The following is a 24,352-nucleotide window of genomic DNA, read 5'->3' on the forward strand; positions in this document are numbered from 1 at the left end:
TCCACCCATGACTAGGCCACCCGGAAGCATGCCGCGGCATGAACGTTGGTCCCGAGGTCCGGTTTTCCGGTCGCGCATGGCTCATAACGGACAGGACAGCGCGGCCCGAAGGCACAGCCTTGCGGCAGCCGCAGCAGCGACGGCGGAGACCCCGGAATGGCCGGGAGCCGGCGCGGCTTTTCGCCGGTCAATGGTGGGATCGAACCAAGCAAGGCCTGCGTGTAGGGGTGGAGCGGGACGGAGAACAGGTCCGCCCGGTCGCCTCGTTCCACGACGCGTCCCGCATACATGACCATGACCTTGTCGGCGAGCTCCGAGACCACGCCCATGTCATGCGTGATGAAAACCACGGCGGAATTATGCGTCGCCCGCAGCTTGCGGACGAGATCGAGGATGCCGGCCTGCACCGTGACGTCGAGCGCCGTGGTCGGCTCGTCCGCCACCAGCAGCGCCGGATCGCAGGAGAGCGCCATGGCGATAACCGCGCGCTGCCGCATGCCTCCGGAGAGCTGGTGCGGATAGCGCGACATGGCCTCATGCGGATTGGGGAAATTCACCTCGGCCAGCAATTGCTCTGCGCGCTCCAGCGCCTTGGCCTTGCTGACGCTGCGATGAGCACGGATCTGTTCCGCGATCTGCCAGCCGATCGTGTATACCGGCGTCAGCGCCGTCATCGGGTCCTGGAAGATCATCGCGATCTCGTTGCCGCGCAGGCGTCTCAATTCGCGCGCCGGCAGTCCGACAAGCTCGCGGCCTTTGTAGCTGATAGAGCCTTCGATCGTGGCGTTGGGATCGGTGATGAGGCCCATGACGGCCAGCAGCGAGACGGTCTTGCCTGATCCGGATTCGCCGACGACGCCGAGAATCTCGCCCTCTTCGAGATCGAACGAAACGCCGTCGATGGCGCGCACCGGACCATCCTCGGTCCGGAAGGAAACCCTGAGGTCGCGCACGGAAAGTATCATGACGTCCTCAGGCGCGGATCGAGAAGAATGTAGACGAAGTCGACCACCGCGTTGGCGACGACCACGAACATGGAAGCGTACATCACCGTCGCCATGATCATCGGCAGATCGAGATTCTGCAGCGCGTCATAGGTGAGCTTACCGATGCCGTGCAGGCCGAACACGACTTCGGTCAGCAGAGCCGAGCCGCCCACCAACGCGCCGAAGTCGAGGCCGAACAGCGTGACGAAAGCGATGAGCGATGTGCGCAGCGCATGGCGAAACAGGATCCGGGTCTCCGACAGGCCCTTAGCGCGCGCAGTGCGGATATAGTCTTCCTGCATGGATTCGATGATGGCCGCGCGCAGCACACGCCCGTAGATGCCGATATAGAGAACGGCAAGCGTGATCCATGGGATGATCAGCGTCAGGAACCAGCCCTTGGGATCGTCGGAAAAGTTCTTGTAGCCGAGCGGCGGCACCCAGGAGAACGCCCAGCTGTCGTGATACCGGCTCTGGGTGACCAGGTTCATCACCTCACCCAACCAATAGACCGGCATGGAAATGCCGAGCAGGCCCAGCGCCATCAGGAGCTTGTCCAGCCAGCTGTCACGGGTGGCCGCGGCGACGATGCCGATGATGATAGAGACGACCACCCACAGGATCGCCGCGCCGAAGACCAGCGAGAGAGTGACGGGGATCGAATCCATCACGGCCGGCACGACCTTCCAGCCGCGATTGACGAAGGAGGTCAGATCGCCGGTAACGAAGATCTTCTCCATCATCCGCGCATATTGCACGTAGAGCGGCTGGTCGAAGCCGAAGCTGTGGCGCACCGCCGCCAGCACCTCCGGAGAAGCGTTGCGGCCGGCAATGCGCGCGGCAGGATCGGCGCCGGGCGTGGCGAAGAAGATCAGGAACACGATGACCGAGATGCCGAACATCACGAACAGCATCTGACCGAAACGGCGCAGGATGGCATAAAGCATCAGTCGCGCCCCAGCCGGACCTTGGAGCGCGGGTCGAGCGCATCGCGCAGGCCGTCGCCGAAGACATTGAGCGCCATGACGGAAATGGCGATCGCGAGCCCCGGCACCAGCGCCACCAGCGGCCGGGTGTAGAGCAAGGCCTGCCCATCCTGGATGATGGTGCCCCAGCTTGCGGCCGGTGGCTGCACGCCGATCGACAGGAAGGAAAGCGCCGATTCCGTCAGCATGTTCAGCGCCATCATCAGCGGCACGAAGACGATGAGCGTGGTGGTGATATTGGGCAGGATATCGCGCAACAGGATGCGCCAGCCCGGCACGCCCAGATTGATCGCGGCAAGCACGAACTCGCTGTGGCTCAGCGCAAGGACCTGCCCGCGTATCGGGCGTGCGACATAGGGTATATAGACGATGCCTATGATGATGATCGGCAGCCACAGGCTGCCCGATTGAATTTCGATCGGTCCGATCGAGATGCCCTGCGCGATGGTGACGATGGAAAGCGAAATCGCCAGCAGATAGATCGGAAATGCCCACAGCACGTCCAGGAAACGCGACAGCACCGTGTCGGTGATGCCGCCGAAATAGCCGGCGATCAATCCCGCCAGCGTGCCGAAAATGAGCGTGAAGATGGTGGCCGCGCCGGAAATCGCCAGCGAGTTCAGGCCGCCATAGAGCAGCCTTGCCATGACATCACGCCCCTGRCTGTCGGCGCCGAGGAAATAGTTGCCGAGCCGCCAGGTCGGACCGATCGGCGTGTAGCCAAGCCCCAGTCCCTCGGTCGACTGTTCCATCACCGGAACGTCGGCGCCGTCGATCTGGATAACGGCGTCGAGCGTCGAGGCGAACGGGTCCTTGCCTGCCCACTTGGCGTAGAGCGGCGCGCTGAAACAAGCGAGAACGATGATCAGGAACACGGCCAGGGAAGCCATGGCGGCCCTGTCCGTTGCCAGCTTCGCAAACGCGACGGCCCACGGCCCTCGCGTCTTGCGCGGCATGGCGGCGACTTGGCTGGACACGATATGTGCCTTCCGCGGTTCGTTACTGCACCCAGGACTGGGTGATAATCCAGTTGAACTGCGGGTTGAACTTGAAATTGCCGACGCGCTTGCTGACGAAATCAAGCCGCTTCGGCGTGAACAGGCCGACCGCGGGCGCCTTGTCCGTGACCTGCTTGTCGATCGCGGCCCACAGCTTGTCGGCCGCCTTCTGGTCGGTCACGCCCACGTCCAGCGCCTTCTGCATCTGTGCGTCGATATCCTTGTCGCAGAAGCCGGAAATGTTGATCGAGGCGTCCGAGCCTTCGCGATAGGAGGCGCAGCTGAACAGGATGTTCAGGAAGTCCGAAGCCGCGGGATAGTCCTTGTACCACTGGGTGACGGACATCTGCACTTTGTTGTTGGTGTTCTGGATATAGGTGAACTGGAGGTTGGACGAGATCGGCTTGACGTCGGCGACGTAGCCGATGTTGGTCAACACGCTCTGCAGATAGACGCCGATGGACCGTGAGATGGCGGTGTCCTCGACGATGATGGTCACCTTCTGGCCCTTCGTGCCCGATTCCTCGACCTGCTGCTTGGCCTTTTCGACATCCGGAGCCGACCATTTGGCGCCCGGGTTCTTGGTGAAGGGGCAATAATCCTCATGGCCGGGGAAATCCGGAGGCAGAACCTGGCAGACCGGCGAAGCCAGCACCTTGCCGCCGAACAGCTTGACCAGCGTGTTGCGGTCGACTGCGTAAGCCACGGCCTGGCGGGCCTTTTCATTGTCGAACGGAGCCATACGGGTGTTCAGCGGCGCATACCACCAGGCCGAAAGCGGCGAGATGTGGAGCTGGTCCATGGACTTGCTGCCGAGTTCGCCAAGACGGTCGCTGGGCAGCGCGTCGAACATCCAGTCCGCTTCGCCGTTCTGGATCGCCGTCACGGCCGCTTCCTCCGACAGGCCGAAATCATACTGCACGACATCCGGGTAGCCGTCCGGCTGGGCTTCCTCGCTCCACTGCTTGAAGTTGGGATTGCGGGAAACCGTCATGCCCTTGTTGGGATCGAAGGCCGAGATCATGTACGGGCCGGTGCTGGGGATCGGCTTGGAGCCCATGTCCTCCGCCGGCGTGTCCGCCGGCAGGATCACGGCATGCGGCAAGGCAAGCTTGTAGAGGATCTCGGCGTCCGGCTTGGTGAGGTTGAGGGTGATCGTACCGGCCGCCTCGTCGGCGACGACGCCACCTTCCAGCGTGCAGCTCTTGGTGTCGGCCAGGCATTTGTCGGCGCCGACGATGCCGGCATAGAAGGTGCCCGATGTCGGCCCGGAAACCTTGAAGATGCGCCGGAAAGAGGCGACGACGTCCTTCACCCCGAGATCCTGTCCGTTGGAGAACTTGATGCCCTTGCGCAGCTTGAAGGTGAAGGTCTTGCCGTCATTGCTCACCTGCGGCAGCGACTCGGCGAGGTCGGGAACAACGGTAAAGCCGTCGACGCCCTCGGCCTTGCGGAAGGCGACGAGGCCGTCATAGATCGGCTGGTACATCTGCCAGCCTTGGTCCGTGTAGTTGATGTGCGGATCGAGCGTCCCCGCAGCGGAGCGCGCCAGCAGGCGGATCGTGCCGCCCCGGTGTTCCTTGAGATATTCGGCCTGCGCCGGGGCGAGCCACGAGCCGGCCAGCAATGCCGCGGCGGACGCCGCCAAAAGCAGTTTCTTCATGTCGCTATTCCCCTTTTCTCAGTTGTCGTTGTCGTCCAGGAAGTCTCCGACCACCCGCATGCAGGCGTCCTGCTCCTCGACATGCGGCATGTGGCTGGAATGCTCGAATATCTCCCACCGCGAGCCCTTGATGCCGTCCCTATAGGGCTGYACGGTCGCTGGCGTGGCTTCGTCGTGGCGTCCGGAGATGATCAGCGTGGGAACGTCGATGGCCGGCAGGCGGTCGATGATGCTCCAGCTCTTCAGCGTTCCGATCACATGGAACTCGTTCGGCCCGTTCATCACGTTGTAGACGGTCGGATTGCGCACGATTTGGGCGAAAGTCTCCGTCACCTCGGGCGGGAACGGCACGACCCGGCAGACATGCCGCTCATAGAACCGCATCGTCGCTTCCTGGTAGGCCGGATCGTCCGTCGTGCCGGCCTGTTCGTGACGGGTCAGTGTCTCCTGCACATCCCGGGGCAGATCGGCGCGCAGCCGGCCGGCTTCCTCGACCCAGAGCTTCATAGAGGCCGGAGAGTTGGCGATGGTCAGCGACTTCAGGCCTTTCGGCCGCATCACACCATATTCGGCGCCCAGCATGCCGCCCCAGCTCTGCCCGAGCACGTGGAAGCCGCCGCGTATGCCGAGATGATCCACGAGGTTTTCAAGCTCGTCGATGAAGAGCCTGGGAGTCCAGAAATCGGCGCCCTTTTGGAGCAAGAGGGTGGAATTGCCGCAGCCCAATTGGTCGTAATGGACGACGRCGCGGCCGCCCCAGGCAAGAAGCTTGTAGGCGTCGACGTAATTATGGGCGGCGCCCGGCCCGCCGTGCAGGATCACGACCGGAGCCTTGCCGGCATCGAGGTCGCCGCTGATCCGATACCAGGTTTCATAGGCACCGAAGCCGGCACGCCCTTCCCTGCTGACGATCTCGGACGGCATTGCGGCTCCCTGCGTGACTGAAGACATGCTGCTGTCGCCTAATTCGCCGCCCGGCCGGACTGCACCCACTCTTCCAGCATCTGCACGCCGAATGCCGTGGCGCCTTCCCGACCCAGCGGCCGATCCTTGTCGGCCATTTCCTTGCCGGCAATGTCGAGATGCACCCAGGGACGGTCTTCGGTGAAATTCCGCAGGAAGGCCGCGGCATAGGGCGCGTCGCCGTCTTCCATGTTCTTGGCGTGGTGCCGGATATCGGCGAAGGGCGATTGCAGCCCCTCGTCATAGGCCCGGTCGAGCGGCAGCTGCCAGAACCGCTCGCCGACCTTTTCCCCGGCCGCAATCATCCGCGACGCGATGGTATCGTCGGTGCTGAAAAGTCCGGCAAATACAGATCCCAGGCCCCGCATCACCGAATAGGTCAGCGTGGCCAGATCGACGATCACCGAGGGATTGAAGCGCGAGGCGGCATAATAGAGGCAGTCGGCCAGGATGAGGCGCCCTTCCGCATCCGTATCGAACACCTCGACCGTCTGCCCGGATGCCGTGGTGATGATGTCGCGCGGCTTGAGCGCGGTGCCGGACGGCATATTCTCGGCAATGCCGAGCACGCCGACGGCATGCACTGGGCTCTCTTGCCGGGCCAGCGCGATCAACAGGCCTACCACCGCGGCCGCGCCGCCCATATCGGCCTTCATGTCGAACATCTGCTCGCCGCGCTTTATGCACAGGCCGCCGGAATCGAAGCACACGCCCTTGCCGACGAACGCCAATGGCTGCGCGGGAGCGCCTTTACCGCGATAGCGCAGGACCGCGACGCGCGGCGCTCGTGCCGAACCTGAGCCGACGGCCAGGATCGCGTTCATGCCGAGTTCCTTCAGCCGCGCCGCATCCAGGATCTCGACATCGATGCCGGCCTCGCGCAGCGGCTCCAGGTGATCATGGAAATTGTCGGGGTGCAGATGGTTCGGCGGCAGGTTGACCAGCGTGCGCGCATATTCGACGCCGTCCGCGATGGCGTTGACCCGCGCCAGAGCCGAGCTCAGCTCCGGACCGGCCGCCCCGATCAGCCGCACCCGCAAGGTGCGGTCGGCGCCTGCCCCTTGCCGCCGGTTGCGCATGTCGAAGCGATAGCGCCGCAGCCGCATGCCGAGCGCGACCCGCGCCAGGATTTCCGCCGCGGGCAGCTCGACGCCGGCGAGCGGATCCAGCACCAGGGTGGCCGCGCATTCGCCCTTACCTTCCAGATGCGCGGCAAGCAGACCGCCGGCGCGCGCCAGGGAAAGCGTGGTCACGGCCTCGGCCTTGCCCAACGCCAGCACCACCACGCGCCGGGCCGATACGGTCCTGGGGGCGATGACATCGACGCAGGTCCCGAATTCCGAAAACGCAGCCGGATGGGCGCAGGCGCGGGACAATATCCCGTTCATTTCAGTATCGAGCGCCGCCGCCCGGGGGCCAAAACCGTTTTGAGCGGTTTGCAGGATCACGACGACCGAAGTTTCCGCGGAAATCTCGTCCGCCGTTTCAAAGACCGCCGCCGGCGACTGAGGCATGAAAGCTCGTTCTCCCATTCCAGGGCACTCCCGCCAAGGCTTGGCCTGCGTCACGCACAAAGCTTCGCCGGCCACCGGTGGAAACCGGTCATGCCGGTCTCCGCCGCTGGTGGAACGGCATCGGAGTGCCCAAATAATCGTTTTCGGATGGCGACTTGGTCGCTCTTGCCTTTGCGTATCTCCGAACCGGCCAGGCGATCAAACGCCAATTTTACCCAAGTCGATTGACAAAAACTCAACTGACAATTCATGATCGGGCAATGGCCCTGCCGTCACTCAATGGCATGCGCGCTTTCGAGGCCGCCGCGCGCCTCGGCAGCATCAAGGATGCAGCGGAGGAGCTGCATCTGACGCCTTCGGCCGTCAGCCGTCACATCCGTGCGCTTGAGCGCAACCTCGGCCAGGACCTGTTCGTGCGCGGCTTTCGCCAGATCACCCCGACCATCAGAGGCTCATATTATGCGCGCTCCCTGTCCGAGGCATTCGAGGCCATCTGGCGCGCCACCGACGATGTCAGCTTCGTCGATGGGCCGGGACACGGCAGGACCCAGCGTGTCAGGGTGCTCTGTGTACCGGCGGTCCTGAACCTCTGGCTGGCGGATCGGTTGCCGAATTTCCGCAAGCTGCACCCGTCCGTGGACCTGGAGATCTCGACGTCAGGCAAGCGCGCCAATTTCGATTTGGCCATAGTCGACGAGTTCGTCTACAAGGCCGGCCCGGCCTTGACGCTGCTGATCCCTTTGGTTCTGACGCCGGTCTGCGCGCCCTCGCTGCTGGAAGGGCCGGTGCCGCTCAGAACGCCCGCCGATCTGGTCAATCATCACCTTATCCACGAATGCGAGAGCATGCGATGGAAACGATGGCTGGAACAGGAAGGCGTTTTGGATACCACGCCGAAATCCAGCACGACCCTTGATGATTGCACTCTGATCATGCGCGAGGCGATGAACGGCACGGGAATAGCTTTGGCCGACACCATGATGGCGCAGGATCTTCYGCAGCAAGGCAAGCTTGTCGCCCCGTTCAGCGCCCGCCATACCTATCCTGCCGGAATCTACCTGCATCAGCGCCGTAGCATCGGAAACAAGCCTGGTACCGGCCTGTTCCAGGATTGGCTGCTCGCCGAGATCGCCGACCATAAGCGGGTAATGGCTATCGCGTAGTGCGCCGCAATCAAAAAGGCGGCGGCCGCCTGGCCACCGCCTCCACATTCGTCGACGACTTCGCTCAACCCTTGATGGCGGCGGTCACCTCGTCATAGGCCTTGCAGGCTTCGTCGAGCGTCGTGGCGTTCTGGTATTTGGTCGTCACCGCCTGCACCTTGGCGGTCAGATCGGCCGCCTTGCTCGGATCCTTGGTGATCGCTTCCTGAAGCGCGGCGGCCATCTCCTGCGCCTTCTTGGCGGCGGTCTCCTGCGTGCATTCCGGTCCCTTCGAGCAGGCCGAAACGGCCAACGCCGCAACACCAACGGCAACGAGCAAAAACTTCTTCATGTCAATCCTCTCCTCAAAAAAGGCTGCGGCCCATCGCCGCTGCCTCCCAATGGCCGAAGCCGAGCGTGGCTTAACCTCTGATTGTGGCGGCACGCAACGACCGGTCCGCATAAACTTGTGCAATGCGCCTGCAACAGGAGTTTGGCGGGCAGGCGCGCCCTTGTTTCCGGCCAAGGCCCCTGCCCGTCCTGCCAGGCTCCCCGCCCTTGCCACTCGCTCCCCCTGCATGCAAGGAGTGCTTTGAGATGAAAGGACGACAGGCATGGCGGCTGAGGCATCGAGCGGCGATCTCGTACAGGTAGTGGCGCTGCTTGCTGCCGGCGTCGTCGCCGTGCCGATCTTCAAGCGCATGGGGCTGGGCTCCATCCTCGGCTACCTCGCGGCAGGCGTGGTCATYGGGCCGTTCGGCCTTCGCGTCTTTTCCGAATCGGGGGCCATCCTTCACGTCGCCGAACTCGGCGTCGTCATGTTCCTGTTCATCATCGGGCTCGAAATGCAGCCGTCGCGGCTCTGGAGCCTGCGCCGCGAGATCTTCGGTCTCGGCGCGCTGCAGGTCGGCGTCTGCGCCCTGCTTTTGACCGGCGTCGGATTGGCCGGAGGCTTTCCGATTGCGCAGTCCTTCGTTGCCGGTGCCGGCTTCGTGCTGACCTCGACCGCCATCGTCATGCAACTGCTCGAGGAACGCGGCGAGATCGCCACGCCCAAGGGCCAGCGCATCGTTTCCGTCCTGCTGCTGGAAGACCTGATGATCGTGCCGCTCTTGGCGCTGGTGGCGTTCCTTGCGCCCGGCGGCACCAACACCACGCTGTCCGAACGGTTCGCCGAGGTCGGCATCGGCGTCGCGGCCATTGTCGGGCTGGTGGTGGCCGGGCGCTATCTGCTCAATCCGCTCTTCCGCATCCTGGCGGATGCCCGCGCCCGCGAGGTGATGACGGCCGCTGCCCTGCTGGTGGTGCTCGGGTCGGCGCTTGCCATGCAACTGTCCGGCCTGTCGATGGCGATGGGCGCTTTCCTCGCCGGCGTGCTGCTCTCCGAATCGACTTTCCGACACCAGCTCGAAGCCGACATCGAGCCGTTCCGCGGCATCCTGCTCGGCCTGTTCTTCCTTGCAGTCGGCATGTCGCTCGACCTCGGCGTCGTCGCCCAGAACTGGCGCCTCGTCGCCATCTACGTCGTCGCCTACATGATCATGAAGGCACTCGGCATCTACATCGTCGCGCGCATGTTGAGGGCCGGTCACCGCGAAGCGCTCGAGCGCGCGGTCTTCATGGCGCAGGGCGGCGAATTCGCCTTCGTGCTCTATTCCTCGGCGGCAGCCGTCGGCATCATCGACGCCCAGGCGAATGCGACGCTGACAGCCATTATCATCATCTCGATGGTGTTGACGCCCTTGGCGATCGTCGCGCTGCGCTACCTCACGCCGCGCGACGAGCAGTCGCTGGAAGGCGTCGATATCGCTGACGGCCTTACCGGCAGCGTGCTGATCATCGGCTTCGGCCGCTTCGGCCAGATCGCCAGCCAGCCGCTGCTTTTGCGCGGCCTCGACGTTTCGATCATCGATAACGAGGTCGAGATGATCCAGGCGGCGGCCGATTTCGGCTTCAAGGTCTATTACGGCGACGGCACCCGGCTCGACATCCTGCACGCGGCCGGCGCCGGCCGGGCGCGCGCGGTGCTGATCTGCGTCGACAAGCCAGACGCGGCAGTGCGCATCGCGCAGCTGATCAAGGCGGAATTCCCGCTGGTCACCATACTGGCGCGCGCCTTCGACCGCGGTACCGCGCTGCAGCTTGTCCGCGTCGGCGTCGACTATCAGTTACGCGAGACCTTCGAATCCGCGCTGGTCTTCGGCGGCTCGGCACTGGAGGCGCTGGGCGTCGATCCGCAAGAGGTCGCCGAGGTGATCGAGGATGTCCGCCGCCGCGACGAGGCGCGTTTTGAGACGCAACTGGCCGAGGGCGTGCGCGCCGGCCAGCGCTTCCTCAAGGGCAATATCGGCACGCCGATCCCGACGCCGCTGACGCAGCCGCGCCGCGCCGGCCGAGCACTCAACGAAGAAACGGCCGGCGTGTTGAACAAGGCAGAGACCAAGAGCTGAGGAGTAACGCATGGCAGAACTCGACGCGCGAGCGCTTTCCGTCACCAAATTCTGGCGCGATGCCGGCGAGGACGCCTGGTTCGAAAAGAACGACGCCTTCGACACGGATTTCCGCAACTGCTTCCTCGAGTTGCACTATGCCGCTGCGCGCCGCGAATGCGACGACTGGAACGCGCATGCCGAAGGATCGCTGGCGCTGATGATCCTGCTCGACCAATTTCCGCGCAATTGCTTCCGCGGCACCGGACATATGTATGCGACCGACCCGCTAGCCAGGCATTTCGCCGACCGGGCGATCGCCGCCGGCCAGGATATGGCCCTCGAAGAGTCCCTCCGGGTCTTCCTCTACCTGCCCTTCGAGCACTCGGAATCGCTCGCCGATCAGCAGCGTTCGGTGGAACTCACTGCCGCGCGGGCGCCGGACTACCTCAAATTCGCCAAAGAGCACATGGAGATTATCCAGCGCTTCGGCCGCTTCCCGCATCGAAACAAAATGCTGGGCCGCGAGACGACGCCGGAGGAAAAGGCATTTCTCGACGGCGGCGGATTTTCCGGCTGATATTTCAGCCCAGCCACCACTCCCGGCCGGAAGGCAGCCGCTCGATCCCCGAGGTGTCGACGGCTTCAAGCCGTTCCGACACGCTTTTTCCGCCGACCGCGAGTTCGGGTGCGATCTCGGCCAGCGGCGCCAGCACGAAGGCCCGCTCCAGCATGCGAGGATGYGGCACTTCGAGGCCGGTCTCGTGGATCACTAGGTCGCCGAACACCAGGATGTCGATGTCGATCAGGCGCGGCCCCCAGCGCTCCTCGCGCACCCGCTTCAACCGCCTTTCGACGTCGAGGCATAGTTCGAGCAAATCGCGCGGCGACAGCGCGGTTTCGATCGCCGCCGCAGCGTTGAGGAAATCCGGCTGGTCGAGCTTGCCCCAGGGCGGCGTGYGGTAGAGCGAGGAGACGGCGGTGACGCGCGTCCTGTCGTCGCCATCCAGCATGCGCAGTGCCGCGGCCATGGACTTTGCCGGGTCGCCGAGGTTGCCGCCGAGACTGAGATAGACGGCGCTATTGTGGCCAGACAACGCTCACCTCGACATGATCGAGCACGCCCGGCACCGGGGCGTTCGGCTTGCGCACCGTGACCTCGGCTCTCCTGATCTGCGGAAAGCGCGCCGCCAGCGCCTTCGCCACTTCCAGCGCCAGCGCCTCGATCAGGAAACGGCGCTGCCCGGTGACGATCTTCTCGATGACCGCGAAGGCAACGCCGTAATTGACGGTGTCCTCGATGGAGTCTGCCTCCAGCGGGCGGCTGGGTTCTACGGTCAGTTCGGCATCGACATAGAAACGCTGGCCAAGCGTCTCCTCTTCGTCCAGCACGCCATGCCGGGCAAAGAAGGCGCAGTTCTTCATGCGGATGACATACATGTTCAGCGTCTCGGAGAGGGGTCGTTTTCGCGTGCCAGCATAGCATCGGCCACCGCAAGCGCGTCCACGTTGATTGCGACATCGTGGACGCGAAAAAGATCGGCGCCCTTGAGCCGTAGGATGACGCTGGTGGCCGCCGTGCCCACCGCTCGCTCGGCCGGCTCGCGCCCCGTGACGCCGCCGATGAACCGCTTTCGCGACGTCCCCGCCATCATCGGAAAGCCGAGCGCCCGAAGCTCGGAAAACCGCGCCATCAGGTCGAGGTTTTCCTCCGTCGTCTCCTTGGCGAAGCCGAAGCCGGCGTCGAGCACGATCTGGCCGTCTCCAACGCCGCTGTCGCGCGCTATCTCCAGTGATTTGCGCAGGAACAGGAGCTGATCCTCGATCACGTCCGGCAGCTTCTCCCGCTCGCGTCCTGTATGCATGATGATGAGGCCGGCGCCCGTCTCGGCGGCGATGCGCGCGATGCCAGGCTCGCGCTGCAGGCCCCAGACATCGTTGACGATATGCGCGCCGGCGGCGACGGCGCGCCGCGCGGTGTCCTCGCGATAGGTGTCGACTGAAATCAGCGCCTCACCCGACGATGCCAGCGCCTCGATGACCGGCAGCACCCGCGCCTGCTCTTCCTCGGCGGTGATCGGTGCAAAACCCGGCCGCGTCGATTCCCCGCCGACGTCGATGATGGCGGCCCCCTCTTCCACCATGCGGTGCGCCTGGGCGATCGCCTTCTCTGGCGCTATGAATAGCCCGCCGTCGGAAAAACTGTCCGGCGTGACGTTGAGGATGCCGACGACGACCGCTTTGGGGCCGAGGTCGAGATGGCGTCCATGCGCGAGTTGCCATCGCCTTGTCGTCATTGTCCATCAACCATGTGTGATCCGCGCGAAATCAATTCCGTTGCGCCCGCATCGGCCGTAAAGCAAGGTGCATAAAGAGGCAACATGATGAACCGTCCCCTGCTCTGCGCCTTGATGCTTTCGCTCGCCGTCATGCCGGCCGGCGCGGCCAATCTGGTGAAGACCTACAGCTATTTCAGCGTCAGCGGCCGCACGCTGGACGACATCGCGGCCCAGCTGTCGAAATACGGGCCCGAGGTAAAGAGCACGGGCTCCAGGCATCCAGGCGCCACGCAGATGGCCTTCACCACCCGCGTCAGCTACGCGCAGACCCCGAGTTCCTGCCGGATTGCGAACGCCCAGGTGACCGTGAAGGTCAAGGTGATCCTTCCTGAATGGCGGCGTCCGCGCAAGGCCGATCCCGGAGTGAGACTTTTCTGGGATACGCTCTCGGCGGACATCAAGCGCCACGAGGAGCGCCATGTCGAGATCGCCAAGAACCACGCGAGCGAGCTCGAGGACGCGCTGAAGGCGACTTATCCGCAAAAAACCTGCGAGGCGGCGAAAGCCAAGGCTGCCGAGATCTCGACCGCCATCCTGGCCAAGCACGACCGCGCCCAGATGCAATTCGACCGCGTCGAAGGCGTCAACTTCGAGAGCCGGATCGTCCGGCTTCTGCGCTACCGGATGGAGCGCATTCAAAGCGGCCAGTTGCCGCCGGGCTGACCGTGGAGCGCGGCGGCCTCCGCGAAGGCCAATCTCACGGAAACGTAGTGCCAGATTCCAAAAAACTTTCGAGCGGCGGTCGAAAACGGCCTATATCGAACGACATATAGTACGAGGTTCGCCCTAGGCGGACCCAGAAACGAGACACGAACGACAGGCGGAAGACGCCACCCGGGGACCGGCCGCTTCTTGCGGACCGTGCACCAGCCGTTGAAAGAATGCCCATGGACCAGACCGTCGACAATCGCACGACGATGGGAACAACAAGCTCGGCGCCGATCAGCGAAAGCGAGAAGAACACCATCATCGGTGGCGTGCTGCTGGCGATGCTTCTGGCAGCCCTTGACCAGACCATCGTCGCTCCCGCCCTGCCGACGATCGCGCGCGCACTCGGCCATGCCGAATACCTGCCCTGGATCGTCACCGGATATCTTTTGACGGCGACCGCGATGGCGCCGCTCTACGGCAAGATTTCCGATGTCTACGGCCGCCGACTGGTGATCCACGCCGCCGTGCTGATCTTTCTGCTTGGATCGCTGGTCAGCGCCTTGGCTCCCAACATGCTGGTGCTGGTCATCGGTCGGGCGATCCAGGGTGCGGGTGGCGGCGGCCTGTTCGCGCTCGCCCAAACGGTTATCGGCGACTTGGTGCCGCCGCGCGAGCGCGCCCGCTATGCCGCGTGGATATCGGGCACTTGGGCGGTCGCCAGTGTTGCCGGGCCGTTGCTCGGCGGCACCTTCGCCGAACATCTGCACTGGTCGCTGATCTTCTGGATCAACCTGCCGCTCGGCTTCCTGGCGATGGCCATCATCAACAATCCGCTGAAGAAGCTGCCGATCGCGGCAAAGCATCATCGCATCGACGGGCTGGGTGCCGTGCTTTTGGTGATCGCGACGGCGCTGCTGCTGCTGGCGCTCAACTGGGGCGGCAGCGCCTATCCCTGGTTCTCTCCGGAAATCCTTGGGCTGGTGGGCAGCTCGGCCGTGTTCTGGGCGCTGTTCGCGCTGAGGCTGCTCAGGGCCTCCGAGCCGCTGATCTCGCTCGAAGTGCTCGGCAACCCGATCGTGCTCGCCGGCACGCTGTCGATGTTCCTGCTGCAGGCTGCAAACATTGGCGCCTCGGTCTACCTGCCGGTCTACCTGCAGTCCGTCGTCGGGCTCTCGGTCAGCGAATCCGGCACGGCCATGCTGGGTCTTCTGCTCGGCACAGTTGCCGGCGCCACTTTCAGCGGCCGCATGATCCCGCGCTTCGTCCACTATAAGCGCATCGCCATGGTCGGTGTCACTTTGGCAATCATCTGCATCGGCGTGCTCAGCGCGATAGCCGGGCATGCCTCGCTGCTCGAAGTGGAGATCCTGACCACGCTGATCGGCCTCGGCAGCGGAACGACGTTCCCGGTCAGCACCGTCTCGGTGCAGAATGYTGTCGACCGCGCGCATCTCGGTGTCGCGACCGGAGTGCTGACCTTCTTGCGTTCGCTGGGCGGCGCGCTCGGTGTTGCCCTGCTTGGCGCGGTTGCGCTGGGCTACGGCTTGCCGCTTGCCTCAGAGGGCTCCCTCGCGCATGTCGAGGTCACCTCGGCGACGCCCTTCGTGATGATCTTCCTCACCGCCGGCATCACACTGGTTCTGACGCTCCTCGCGCTGGCGCTCATGCCCGAAAAGCCGCTGCGCGGCCATGCCGAGCACCCGCCGGCGATGGCGGAATAATAGGGCGGCCGCTCATCCGGGGGAGCTACTCGTGGACGCCGAGCTTCTTCTGCAGGCTTGTCGACGAGGTCGTGTACTGGAAGACGATGCGCTCGCCTGGGCTGACGATGCGCTTGGCCGCCTGCGCCATCAGGGCGACCTCATGGAAGCCTGACAGGATCAGCTTCAGCTTGCCGGGATACCAGTTGATGTCACCGACGGCGAAGATGCCGGGGATCGATGTCTGGAATTTCTCGGTGTYAACCGGGATCAGGTTCTCGTGCAGGTTCAGCCCCCATTCGGCGATCGGCCCGAGCTTCATGGTGAGGCCGAAGAACGGCAGCATGCGGGTGCAAGGCACCTCGACGTCGCCGTCCGGGYCGCCCTTGATGGTTGCGGATGAGAGCTGTCCGCCGGCGCCGGTGAGCCCGCTCACCTGGCCAACCAGAAATTCGAGCTGCTTCATCTCCTGCATGGCGTACATCTTGTTGACGCTGTCCGGCGCCGCCCGGAATTCCGGACGCCGGTGAACGAGCGTCACACTTTTGGCGATCGGCTGCAGGTTCAGTGTCCAGTCGAGCGCCGAGTCGCCGCCGCCGACGATGACGAGATCCTGGCCGCGGAAATCCTCAATGCGCCGGACGGAATAGAAGACGCTCTTGCCTTCATAGTCCTCGATGCCCGGGATCGGCGGGCGCTTGGGCTGAAACGAGCCGCCGCCGGCGGCGATGACCACCACCTTGGCCTCGAACACCTCACCCTCGTCGGTGGTGACGCGGAAGGTGCCGTCCTCGAGCTTCTCGAGGCTGGAGACCATGCGGTTGAAGGTGAAGTCCGRCTTGAACGGGTGGATCTGCTCGAGCAGCTTATCGACCAAGCCCTGCGCCGTGATGATAGGCCAGCCGGGAATGTCGTAGATCGGCTTTTCCGGATAGAGCTCGGCGCACTGCCCGCCCGGACGGTCGAGGATATCTATGAGATGGCACTTCATGTCGAAGAGGCCGAGCTCGAATACGGCGAACAGGCCGATCGGCCCTGCCCCGACAATAAGTACGTCCGTCTTGATCGTGTCCGTCATCAGCTCCGCCCCGTTTGCGCATGGCCCCCGAAAATCGGAATCGATTTCGGAAATATCATGCACCAATCAAAGCTACAGCGTCCTTGGCGCGTCCCAGAGGGCGCGCGGCGCTGTAGTGAAAACGGGTGCGACACTGCATGAGCATTTGCCCGCTGCCAAGCAGTCAAGGGCAAAATTGGAAAATGGAAAGTTGGTTCAGCCTTGGCGTTCGGGCACGCGCACGACGAGGCCGTCAAGCGCGTCGCGCACCTTGATCTGGCAGGACAGGCGCGAGTTCGGCCGGACGTCGTAGGCGAAGTCCAGCATATCCTCCTCCATCGCCTCCGGCTCGCCGACCTCCGCCGTCCACGCCTCGTCGACATAGACATGGCAGGTCGCGCAGGCGCAGGCGCCGCCGCATTCGGCCTCGATGCCCGGCACCGCGTTGCGGATCGCGTTTTCCATGACGGTCGAGCCGTTCTCGGCATCCACGTCGAATTGAGTGCCGTCATTGGCGATGTAAGTCAGCTTGGTCATTGGTCACCTGAGAGTCGCAGCGGAGATAATCACTCCGCCGGACAAGTCAACTGCGGCGCGAAAGCGCCACCGCATGACGCTTTTCAGAAGGTGGCCATTTGCAGGCTTTAAGAGAGGTCTCCTGGAAGTGGGAACCGGTTCGGGACAAAGACATGCGCAATATCAAAAACCTAAGGCGCTGAAGCGAATCAGGAAGGATCGCGACGCGCTTTAGCGGCTGATGGAGGCGATGAAGTCCCGCACTTCGTCGATCAGCGCGCCGAGCTTCTTCAAGGCGCGCGCATCYTCGGGCTGCTGTTCGATCGCTTCGGCGCATTCGGCGACGGCAAATGCGCCGATGCCGCGCGCCGAGCCTTTCAGGGCGTGCGCCAGAAGCACCCGTTCCCTGGCATCCGCGTCGAGGATCTCGTCGCGCACCGAAAGCGCCTGCTGCACGAACAGCGCCAGCACCTCCTGTTCAAGCGCGCGATCATCCATCGTGTGCCGCGCCAAATGGGCCATATCCACAGGTCGCGACCCTGCCCTTCCCGACACGTCTCCGCCGGGCATCGAAAACGCGATTCCACTTTCGCCACGCATTCGCACTGCAACTCCGAAAARGGCGGGCTGGCGGCCAAAAAAATAGGCGATCCGCGTCGCCATCGGGTTAATGGGGTAGCGGGAAAAAATGTTGTCACGGAGGCAGCCAAATCACGCTTCCGTTAACCTTATATTTAAAGTTTTACGTATCACCCGGAATGCATGTTTTCTTTACCCCGGTGTGTCATTACGATACGAGGTTCCATTTTCAGCCTCTAGCGCGGGACAAGACAAGCCGGATTCAGGCCAAAATCATAAGTCCCGCGGCAGCTAGTACAGGGTAGCGAAGGCATGGCTAAGAAACCAACGACGACGAAGTCTCTCGAGAGCGACGTGGCTGCGGAGCTGGAAAAGGCGCTTGACCTCGACCTCAGCGGCGACGAGGGCGGCCTCGACATGGCGGCGTCGATGGAAGACCTGGAGGCCCAGATATCGGCTGCCGCGGACGAATTGGCGCGCGAGGGTCGCAGCCAGCGAATCGAACCGGCGAACCAGCCTCAGGCCGCCGCGAATGCGGCGCCTCAGCCAAAGCCGGCAGAGCTGCGCCCGGTCGAGCCGCGCGGTTCGCAAGCGGCGGGTTTCACGCCGGCTAACGACGACCGCCAGAAGGATTACCGGACGCTTTYGCACGGCCTCAACCGGCGCGCGTCGAGCACCGTCTACTGGGTGGTCGCTTTCATTTCGCTTGCCTGGATCGGGGGCGCGGTCGGGCTCGCCAACCTCCTGTTCGGCCCGGGCATCTGGAAGATCGGCGCCTTCAACCAATTCTTCGCTCGCCCTGAGCTGATCGGCCTGGCGGTCGCGGCGATCATTCCGGTCATTCTGTTCTGGGCCTTCGCCGCCATGATCCGGCGCGCGCAGGAAATGCGCATCGCCGCGCAATCGATGACCGAAGTGGCCTTCCGCCTCGCCGAGCCGGAAAACATCGCCCAGGACCGAGTCATGATGATCGGCCAGGCCGTTCGCCGCGAAGTGGCGGCAATGGGCGAAGGCATCGAACGCACCCTGGCGCGCGCCGTGGAGCTCGAAACGCTGGTCCACAGCGAAGTCAGCCAGATCGAGCGCTCCTATTCCGAGAACGAAGCCCGCATCCGGTCGCTGGTCGATGGTCTCGGCAGCGAGCGCGAAGCGGTTGTCTCCCATGCCGAGCGCGTGCGCGCCTCGATTGCGAGCGCCCATGAGACGCTGCGCGACGAGATCGGCTCGGCCAGCGACATCATCCGTGATTCCATCCTCAACGCATCGACCAAGCTGTCGATGACGATCAACAATTCCGGCGACACCCTGATCGATCGCATCAACGAAAGCTCGATGTCGATCTTCGATTCGGTGGAAAACCGGCTCGATTCGATCACCGACCGCCTATCGACCTCGGGCGAGGCCTTCGCCAGCCTGCTGGACACCCGCATCGCCAAGCTGACCGACACCACGGACGGCCTCACCCGCTCGCTGACCGACCTGCTCGACGACCGCACCAACGGCATGGTCTCGCTGCTCGGTGGTGCCGCGCGCACGCTGAGCTCGGAGTTCGAATCGAGCCTCAGCGGCATCGAGCGGACGCTGGCCGAACGCGGCCAGGCGCTGATCAGCGAGTTCCAGACCCGCGCCGAGGCGCTCGATACCGGCACGCAAAAGCTCAATGCCGCGCTCGAAGCCCGTGCCCGCCAGATCAACGAGACTCTGGTCGAACGCGCGCGCGAGATCGCCAACACTTTCGCCGAAAGCAAGGACACGCTGTCGGCGATGATCGACCAGGGCAAGACGCAGATCGGCGCCGACATGGCCGACATCATCTCGTCGACATCGTCCATGCTCGAGGCCCGCGCCACCGATTTCGCCGGGCGCATGGAGGCCGCGCGCCACGTCGTGTCGCGTTCCTTCGACGCCGACATCCAGCGGCTGTCCGATGCCCGTGTYGGTATCGACGAAGCCGTCGAGAACCWCAGCCGGATGCTTTCCGAAAGCCGCGAACGCATGGCCGCCGCCATGCAGGAGGATCTGGCGAAATTCGCGGAAGGGCGCGCCGAGATCGATGCCGCCGTCACCAACCAGGTGCAGAAGCTGGCGGAAGGCCGCGGCCTGATCTCGCGCGCGCTGGAGGAGGATCTGCGCAAGGTCAACGAGTCGCGCGCCGCCATCGATGCATCGCTGGGCAGCCATCTCGAACAGCTGGAAGAGGGTCGCAACCGCCTCGCCCAGGCGTTGAACGAAGACTCCGGCAGACTCGTGGAAGCCCGCACGATGATTGACGAAATGGTCTCTGGCCATGTCGGCAAGCTGGCCGAGGGGCGCAACATTCTGGCGCGTGCGCTGGAAGCCGATCTCGGTAAGCTGGCAGACAGCCGCGCCTCGATAGAAGGCCTGGTCGCAGGCCAGGTCGAGAAGATCGCCGAGGGCCGCGCCGTGCTCGCCAAGGCGCTCGAGACCGACATGCTCGGCATCAGGAACCTGCTCGAAACCCACTCTGCGAAGCTCGCCGAGGACCGCGGCGAACTCAGCCGCGCGCTGGAGAGCGACCTCGGCAGCATCCGCGGCCTGATCGACAGCCACGCCGACAAGCTCGCGGAGGACCGCAGCCTGCTGTCGCAGACGCTGGAAGCCGACCTCGCCAAGCTCGCCGAAAGCCGCGCCAGCATCGACGGCCTCGTCGCCGGCCAGGTCGAGAAGCTCGCCGAAGGCCGCGATATCCTGAAGCGCGCGCTGGAAGCAGACATCAACAGCATCAGGGGTGCCATCGCGGGACACTCCGGAAAGGTAGAGGAGGAACGCGCGCAACTGTCCAAGGCCCTGGAGGCCGACCTGCAGGCGATCAGCGGCGCAATCTCCGATCACCAGGACAGGCTTGTGCAGGACCGCGCGGGGCTGTCGAAGTCGCTCGAGGACGATCTGGCCAAACTCGCCGACAGCCGCTCCAGCATCGACGGCCTGGTCGCCGGCCAGGTCGAGAAGCTGGCCGAAGGCCGCGATATCCTCAAGCGCGCCCTGGAAGCCGATCTCAACACCATCCAGGGCGCGATCGTCGATCATTCGCAGAAGATCGCCGACCAGCGCGCCGAACTCTCGCGCGCCCTCGATACCGACATGGCCAATGCCAGCGGCCTGATGCAGACCCATGCCGACAGGCTGGCGCAGGACCGCGCGACGCTGTCCAGGGCCCTGGAGGACGATCTCGCCAAGCTGGCCGAAAGCCGTGCCAGCATCGACGGACTGGTCGCCGGCCAGGTCGAGAAGCTCGCCGAAGGCCGCGACATCCTCACGCGTGCCCTGGAAGCAGACCTCGCCAAGCTCGCCGAAAGCCGCGCCAGCATCGACGGGCTTGTTGCCGGCCAGGTCGAGAAGCTCGCCGAAGGCCGCGACATCCTCACGCGTGCCCTCGAGGCCGATCTCGCAAAGCTTGCCGAGAGCCGCGCGGGTATCGACGGGCTGGTCTCCGGCCAGGTGGAAAAGCTCGCCGAGGGTCGCGACATCCTCAAGCGCGCCCTCGAAACCGATCTGCAGAAGCTGGCGGAAAGCCGCTCGGAGATCGACAACGTCATCGCCGGCCATGTCGGCAAGCTGTCCGAGGGCCGCGACATGCTGGCCCGCGCCCTGGAGGACGATCTCGCCAAGCTCGCCGAGGCACGCGAGGACATCGACCGTTCGGTGTCCGGCCATATCGACCAGATCGCGGCCAAGAGCGGCGACATCTCGGCAGCGATCGCCGCCGATGTCGAGAAGATCGAGCAGGCCTTCAGCCGGCAGACCAGCATCATCGAAGAACGCGCCGGCACCATGGAGCGTGCGCTCTCGACCGGTGTCGACAATGTCCGCGGCGTTCTCGAAAAGACCGCCGTCTTCGTCGCCGGCGCGTTGCGCGACAAGGTCATGGAAGTGACCAGCGCGCTGCATGAGCAGGCCGGAGCAGYCTTCAGCGACGCGGATCGCAAGATCGCCGAACGCGCCGAGCAGACCTCGGCCGCGCTGCTTGCCAGGGCCGAAGACATCGCCAACGCTTTCGAGGCGGCGGACCGGCGCCTGCACGAGCGCGCCCAGGACACTTCCAGCATGTTGATGGCGCGCGCCGACGACGCGTCCAATTCGCTGATGGCCCGGGCCGAGGAAACCGCCGACAAGCTGGCCGCCCGCGCCAGCGAGATCGCCGGCACCTTCGACGCCGCCGACCAGAAGCTGGTCGCCCGCGCGGTCGAGACGGCGCAGTCGTTGGCGGAGCGCGCCGGCGACATCCTGCGCAACTTCGAGGGCGCCGACGAGCGGCTGAGCCAGCGCATCACCGAATCGGCCGAGGCTCTGGCCGCGCGTGCCTCCGATCTCGGCCGCATCTTCGATGCCGCCGACCAGCATCTTGGCTCGCGCATCGCCGAGGGCTCGGAGGCGCTGTCGTCGCGGGCGTCCGAAATCGCCCGCATTTTCGACGAGGCCGACAATCGGCTGGTGTCGCGCATCGCCAGCAGCACCTCGACGATCGGCGAGCATGCCGACACCATTGTCGGCGCTTTTGCCGCCACCGAGCAGCGCGTCGCCGACCGTGCCCAGCAGACCGGCCAGGAACTCGCTGCCCATGCCCGCGAGTTCGAACAGGCGCTTGCCGGTGCCGACGAGCGGCTGGCATCGAGCGCGGCCGCTGCCGCGGCCCGCGTCGAGGAGCAGCTGGCGAGCGTCGAAAACCGGCTCTCCTCCAGTGCCGAAACGATGGGCCAGAAGCTCAACGACCAGGTCTCCAGCGCCGAGGCCCAGCTCATCTCGCGCGCCAACGTCATCGCCGAGACCTTCACGGCGGTCGGCCAGCATATCGGCCAGAGCACCAACGATGCGGCAAAGACCATCGGTGCCAACACCCGTGAGCTCAACACCATGCTTGCGGCGCGCTCCGCCGAAATGTCGAGGATCCTCGACGAGACGGCGCGTCCTCTGGTCGAGCGCTTCGCCCAGGGCGGTTCCGAGCTGCAAAGGAGCATGGAAGAGGTCACCGAGCGGGCGACCGAGAGGCTGCGCAGCGAAAACGCCGCCCTCGTCAACGCGCTTGCCAACCGCACGGCCGAGACGCTTTCGGCCGTTGAGGGCGCGCGCTCGACGCTGGCCRACAGCGTTGCCGACCTTATCGGCCGCATGACGACCTCAAGCCAGCAGCTCGGCCAATTGATCGAGCAGGCGGCCGTCAACCTCGGCCAGGTCGAGGATCGCCTCGCCGGCAGCACACAGAGCTTCGCCGCGACCACCGAAAAGGCAGCCCAGACCTTCGCCAGCTCGGCGCGTCTGGTCGATTCCAACACAACGCGGCTGACCGATCTCTCTTCGGCGACGCTGCGCGAAGTTGCCTCGATCGCCACCAAGTTCGACGAGCACAGCCGCCTTTTGTCGAGCGCCTCCGATCTGCTCGGCTCGGCGCAGAGCAATCTCGAGCACACGCTTGAGCGGCAGTCCTCGCTGGAGGATCTCGCCGTCGGCCTGGTCAAGAAGTCGGAAGACCTCGAAAAGGTCATGCGCTCCTTCGAGAACTTGGTCGGCCAGACGATGCAGAACGCCGAGGGCCGGACGATGGAATCGGCGGAGAAGATCCGCACGGCCATCGCCGAGGTCGTCGATTCGGCGACGCGGCGCTTCGCCGACGCGACCGAGGAGATGCGGCGCACCGCGGGCTCCATCAAGAGCGAGCTGGACCTGACCCGCGCCGAGCTCAAGAAGGGCGTCATCGAGATGCCGGAGGAGGCCAAGGAATCGACCTCAGCCATCCGCCGCGCCGTCGCGGAGCAGATCAACGCGCTCAAGGAACTCTCTGACATCGTTGCGAAATCGGGCCGCAGCGGCAGCAGCGAGACCGGCGAGCCGCGCGGCTTGCGCCCTGCACCGCAGGCGCCTGCCCGCCCGGTCGAGCAGTCGCTGCGCCGTCCCGCGCCGCAGCAGCCTCAGCCGGAGCCTCGGGCGCCGCAGGCGCCGCTGGCTGAGACGACGTTGCGCGGCACGCTCGACATCGAGCGTCCCGCGGAAGCCCCGCGGCGCGAGCCCAACGGCCGCTCGCCGCAAGGCGGCGGCTGGGTGCGCGATCTGCTGACCAACGCGTCACGCGACGAGGACCTGAAGCCGGCGGCCCCGGCGGAAGCGCCGCGTGCGGCGCCTGCCCAGCGCTCGCCCCTGCATGTCATGGAGTCGCTCAACTCGCTCTCCGTCGACATCGCGCGCGCCATCGACCACGACGCCTCGATCGAGCTGTGGAACCGCTATCGCCGCGGCGAGCGCGACGTGTTCACGCGCCGCCTGTACACGCTAAAGGGCCAGCAGACCTTCGACGATATCCGCCGCAAGTACCAGGCCGAAGCCGAGTTCCGCGCCGCCGTCGACCGCTATTGCGACGATTTCGAGAAGCTGCTCAAGGACGTGTCGCGCAACGACCGCGACAACATCATGGCGCAGACCTATCTCACGTCGGACACCGGCAAGGTCTACACCATGCTGGCCCACGCCAGCGGCCGCCTGCGCTGAGCCGGGTTTGAACGAACAACAAAAAGGCGGGACCTGCTCCCGCCTTTTTGTTTGTCCGAGCGGATGCTTGTGACGTAGACAGCGATAGATATCATCTGTCGGCGCCGCCCCTCATCCGCCTGCCGGCACCTTCTCCCCGTTTAGTGACCAGGGGAATCGCATATGGCTTTTTGGGACTTGAAGTTGGCCTGAGAAAGGATTCTTTGGGYAGGCAGTCGAGYGAGGRAGAGACTGCCATTTCCAGCCTTGAGAGCTATTTCGGCGCGGTGCCTGATCCGCGTGCTGGCAACGCCACGCATCGGCTTGGCGACCTGATCGTGATGATGATCGC

General features: G+C 64.6%; 19 protein-coding genes. 6 read left to right on the forward strand and 13 right to left on the reverse strand.

All coding sequences use genetic code 11. The features are described from left to right. Positions 1–11: 11 nt before the first annotated feature. From ORS3428_RS16095 to ORS3428_RS16120, 6 genes are read right to left on the reverse strand one after another with little or no spacing between them, the layout of a single operon-like run. The gene (locus ORS3428_RS16095; RefSeq protein ID WP_071099219.1) at positions 12–965 is read right to left on the reverse strand and encodes an ABC transporter ATP-binding protein; all 954 of its coding nucleotides are present in this window, start codon (positions 963–965) and stop codon (positions 12–14) included. Beyond that, the gene (locus tag ORS3428_RS16100; protein ID WP_071099220.1) at positions 962–1,933 is read right to left on the reverse strand and encodes an ABC transporter permease; all 972 of its coding nucleotides are present in this window, start codon (positions 1,931–1,933) and stop codon (positions 962–964) included. The genes ORS3428_RS16095 and ORS3428_RS16100 overlap by 4 nt, the downstream gene beginning before the upstream one ends. Next, positions 1,933–2,928: an ABC transporter permease gene (locus ORS3428_RS16105; protein ID WP_071099221.1), complete on the reverse strand. Its 996-nt coding sequence runs from the start codon at positions 2,926–2,928 to the stop codon at positions 1,933–1,935. The genes ORS3428_RS16100 and ORS3428_RS16105 overlap by 1 nt, the downstream gene beginning before the upstream one ends. A gap of 43 nt (positions 2,929–2,971) precedes the next feature. After that, positions 2,972–4,633 (reverse strand): ABC transporter substrate-binding protein, encoded by a 1,662-nt coding sequence (locus ORS3428_RS16110; RefSeq protein WP_071099222.1) that lies wholly within the window; start codon positions 4,631–4,633, stop codon positions 2,972–2,974. An 18-nt stretch (positions 4,634–4,651) separates the two neighbouring features. Next, complete coding sequence (locus tag ORS3428_RS16115; protein WP_071099223.1) at positions 4,652–5,557, reverse strand: proline iminopeptidase-family hydrolase; 906 nt, start codon at positions 5,555–5,557, stop codon at positions 4,652–4,654. A 38-nt stretch (positions 5,558–5,595) separates the two neighbouring features. Continuing rightward, positions 5,596–7,110: a leucyl aminopeptidase gene (locus ORS3428_RS16120; protein WP_071099224.1), complete on the reverse strand. Its 1,515-nt coding sequence runs from the start codon at positions 7,108–7,110 to the stop codon at positions 5,596–5,598. A 155-nt stretch (positions 7,111–7,265) separates the two neighbouring features. Between ORS3428_RS16120 and ORS3428_RS16125 the strand changes: the two genes are divergently transcribed. Next, entirely contained in the window at positions 7,266–8,273 is a 1,008-nt protein-coding gene (locus ORS3428_RS16125; RefSeq protein WP_244507970.1) for a LysR substrate-binding domain-containing protein, read from the forward strand. A 64-nt stretch (positions 8,274–8,337) separates the two neighbouring features. Here the strand turns inward: ORS3428_RS16125 and ORS3428_RS16130 are convergent, their stop codons facing one another. After that, the gene (locus ORS3428_RS16130) at positions 8,338–8,604 is read right to left on the reverse strand and encodes a hypothetical protein (RefSeq protein WP_071099226.1); all 267 of its coding nucleotides are present in this window, start codon (positions 8,602–8,604) and stop codon (positions 8,338–8,340) included. Positions 8,605–8,866: 262 nt separating this feature from the next. On the opposite strand from ORS3428_RS16130, the gene ORS3428_RS16135 reads away from it, so the two are divergent. Next, a complete protein-coding gene (locus ORS3428_RS16135; protein ID WP_071099227.1) occupies positions 8,867–10,702 on the forward strand; it encodes a monovalent cation:proton antiporter-2 (CPA2) family protein in 1,836 nt (611 codons plus the stop codon). 10 nt (positions 10,703–10,712) lie between these two features. After that, positions 10,713–11,261, forward strand: coding sequence for a DUF924 family protein (locus ORS3428_RS16140; protein ID WP_071099228.1), 549 nt, complete (start codon positions 10,713–10,715; stop codon positions 11,259–11,261). Positions 11,262–11,265: 4 nt separating this feature from the next. On the opposite strand, the gene folK is transcribed toward ORS3428_RS16140, so the two are convergent. Genes folK through folP form a run of 3 tightly spaced genes read right to left on the reverse strand, consistent with a single transcriptional unit; the run spans position 11,266 to position 12,978 of the window. Then, positions 11,266–11,778 (reverse strand): 2-amino-4-hydroxy-6-hydroxymethyldihydropteridine diphosphokinase, encoded by a 513-nt coding sequence (gene folK, locus ORS3428_RS16145; RefSeq protein WP_071099229.1) that lies wholly within the window; start codon positions 11,776–11,778, stop codon positions 11,266–11,268. Further along, the gene (gene folB, locus ORS3428_RS16150) at positions 11,762–12,121 is read right to left on the reverse strand and encodes a dihydroneopterin aldolase (RefSeq protein WP_071099230.1); all 360 of its coding nucleotides are present in this window, start codon (positions 12,119–12,121) and stop codon (positions 11,762–11,764) included. Before folB ends, folK begins: the two co-directional genes overlap by 17 nt. 2 nt (positions 12,122–12,123) lie before the next feature. Next, entirely contained in the window at positions 12,124–12,978 is an 855-nt protein-coding gene (gene folP / locus ORS3428_RS16155; protein ID WP_071099231.1) for a dihydropteroate synthase, read from the reverse strand. 84 nt (positions 12,979–13,062) lie between these two features. On the opposite strand from folP, the gene ORS3428_RS16160 reads away from it, so the two are divergent. Further along, complete coding sequence (locus ORS3428_RS16160) at positions 13,063–13,683, forward strand: DUF922 domain-containing Zn-dependent protease (RefSeq protein WP_071099232.1); 621 nt, start codon at positions 13,063–13,065, stop codon at positions 13,681–13,683. A gap of 224 nt (positions 13,684–13,907) precedes the next feature. Then, complete coding sequence (locus tag ORS3428_RS16165; RefSeq protein ID WP_071099233.1) at positions 13,908–15,392, forward strand: MDR family MFS transporter; 1,485 nt, start codon at positions 13,908–13,910, stop codon at positions 15,390–15,392. Between the two features lie 25 nt (positions 15,393–15,417). Here the strand turns inward: ORS3428_RS16165 and ORS3428_RS16170 are convergent, their stop codons facing one another. From ORS3428_RS16170 to ORS3428_RS16180, 3 genes are all read right to left on the reverse strand, one after another. Next, entirely contained in the window at positions 15,418–16,449 is a 1,032-nt protein-coding gene (locus tag ORS3428_RS16170) for an NAD(P)/FAD-dependent oxidoreductase (RefSeq protein ID WP_071099234.1), read from the reverse strand. Positions 16,450–16,644: 195 nt separating this feature from the next. After that, entirely contained in the window at positions 16,645–16,965 is a 321-nt protein-coding gene (locus tag ORS3428_RS16175; protein WP_071099235.1) for a 2Fe-2S iron-sulfur cluster-binding protein, read from the reverse strand. Positions 16,966–17,175: 210 nt separating this feature from the next. Beyond that, on the reverse strand, positions 17,176–17,544 hold the full coding sequence (locus ORS3428_RS16180; protein WP_071099303.1) for an Hpt domain-containing protein: 369 nt from the start codon (positions 17,542–17,544) through the stop codon (positions 17,176–17,178). Between the two features lie 291 nt (positions 17,545–17,835). Here ORS3428_RS16180 and ORS3428_RS16185 point away from each other — a divergent pair, with 291 nt between their 5' ends. Further along, positions 17,836–24,021 (forward strand): kinesin, encoded by a 6,186-nt coding sequence (locus ORS3428_RS16185; protein ID WP_071099236.1) that lies wholly within the window; start codon positions 17,836–17,838, stop codon positions 24,019–24,021. The last annotated feature ends 331 nt before the right edge of the window (positions 24,022–24,352 follow it).

Source organism: Mesorhizobium sp. ORS 3428, from assembly GCF_001854785.1.
Taxonomy (GTDB): domain Bacteria; phylum Pseudomonadota; class Alphaproteobacteria; order Rhizobiales; family Rhizobiaceae; genus Mesorhizobium.

Coding starts and splice junctions, on each gene's coding strand:
- ORS3428_RS16140 (WP_071099228.1), top strand. CDS start 10,713: ATGGCAGAACTCGACGCGCGAGCGCTTTCCGTCACCAAATTCTGGCGC.
- ORS3428_RS16100 (WP_071099220.1), bottom strand. CDS start 1,933: ATGCTTTATGCCATCCTGCGCCGTTTCGGTCAGATGCTGTTCGTGATG.
- folB (WP_071099230.1), bottom strand. CDS start 12,121: ATGTATGTCATCCGCATGAAGAACTGCGCCTTCTTTGCCCGGCATGGC.
- ORS3428_RS16160 (WP_071099232.1), top strand. CDS start 13,063: ATGATGAACCGTCCCCTGCTCTGCGCCTTGATGCTTTCGCTCGCCGTC.
- ORS3428_RS16130 (WP_071099226.1), bottom strand. CDS start 8,604: ATGAAGAAGTTTTTGCTCGTTGCCGTTGGTGTTGCGGCGTTGGCCGTT.
- folP (WP_071099231.1), bottom strand. CDS start 12,978: ATGACGACAAGGCGATGGCAACTCGCGCATGGACGCCATCTCGACCTC.
- ORS3428_RS16095 (WP_071099219.1), bottom strand. CDS start 965: ATGATACTTTCCGTGCGCGACCTCAGGGTTTCCTTCCGGACCGAGGAT.
- ORS3428_RS16110 (WP_071099222.1), bottom strand. CDS start 4,633: ATGAAGAAACTGCTTTTGGCGGCGTCCGCCGCGGCATTGCTGGCCGGC.
- ORS3428_RS16120 (WP_071099224.1), bottom strand. CDS start 7,110: ATGCCTCAGTCGCCGGCGGCGGTCTTTGAAACGGCGGACGAGATTTCC.
- ORS3428_RS16175 (WP_071099235.1), bottom strand. CDS start 16,965: ATGACCAAGCTGACTTACATCGCCAATGACGGCACTCAATTCGACGTG.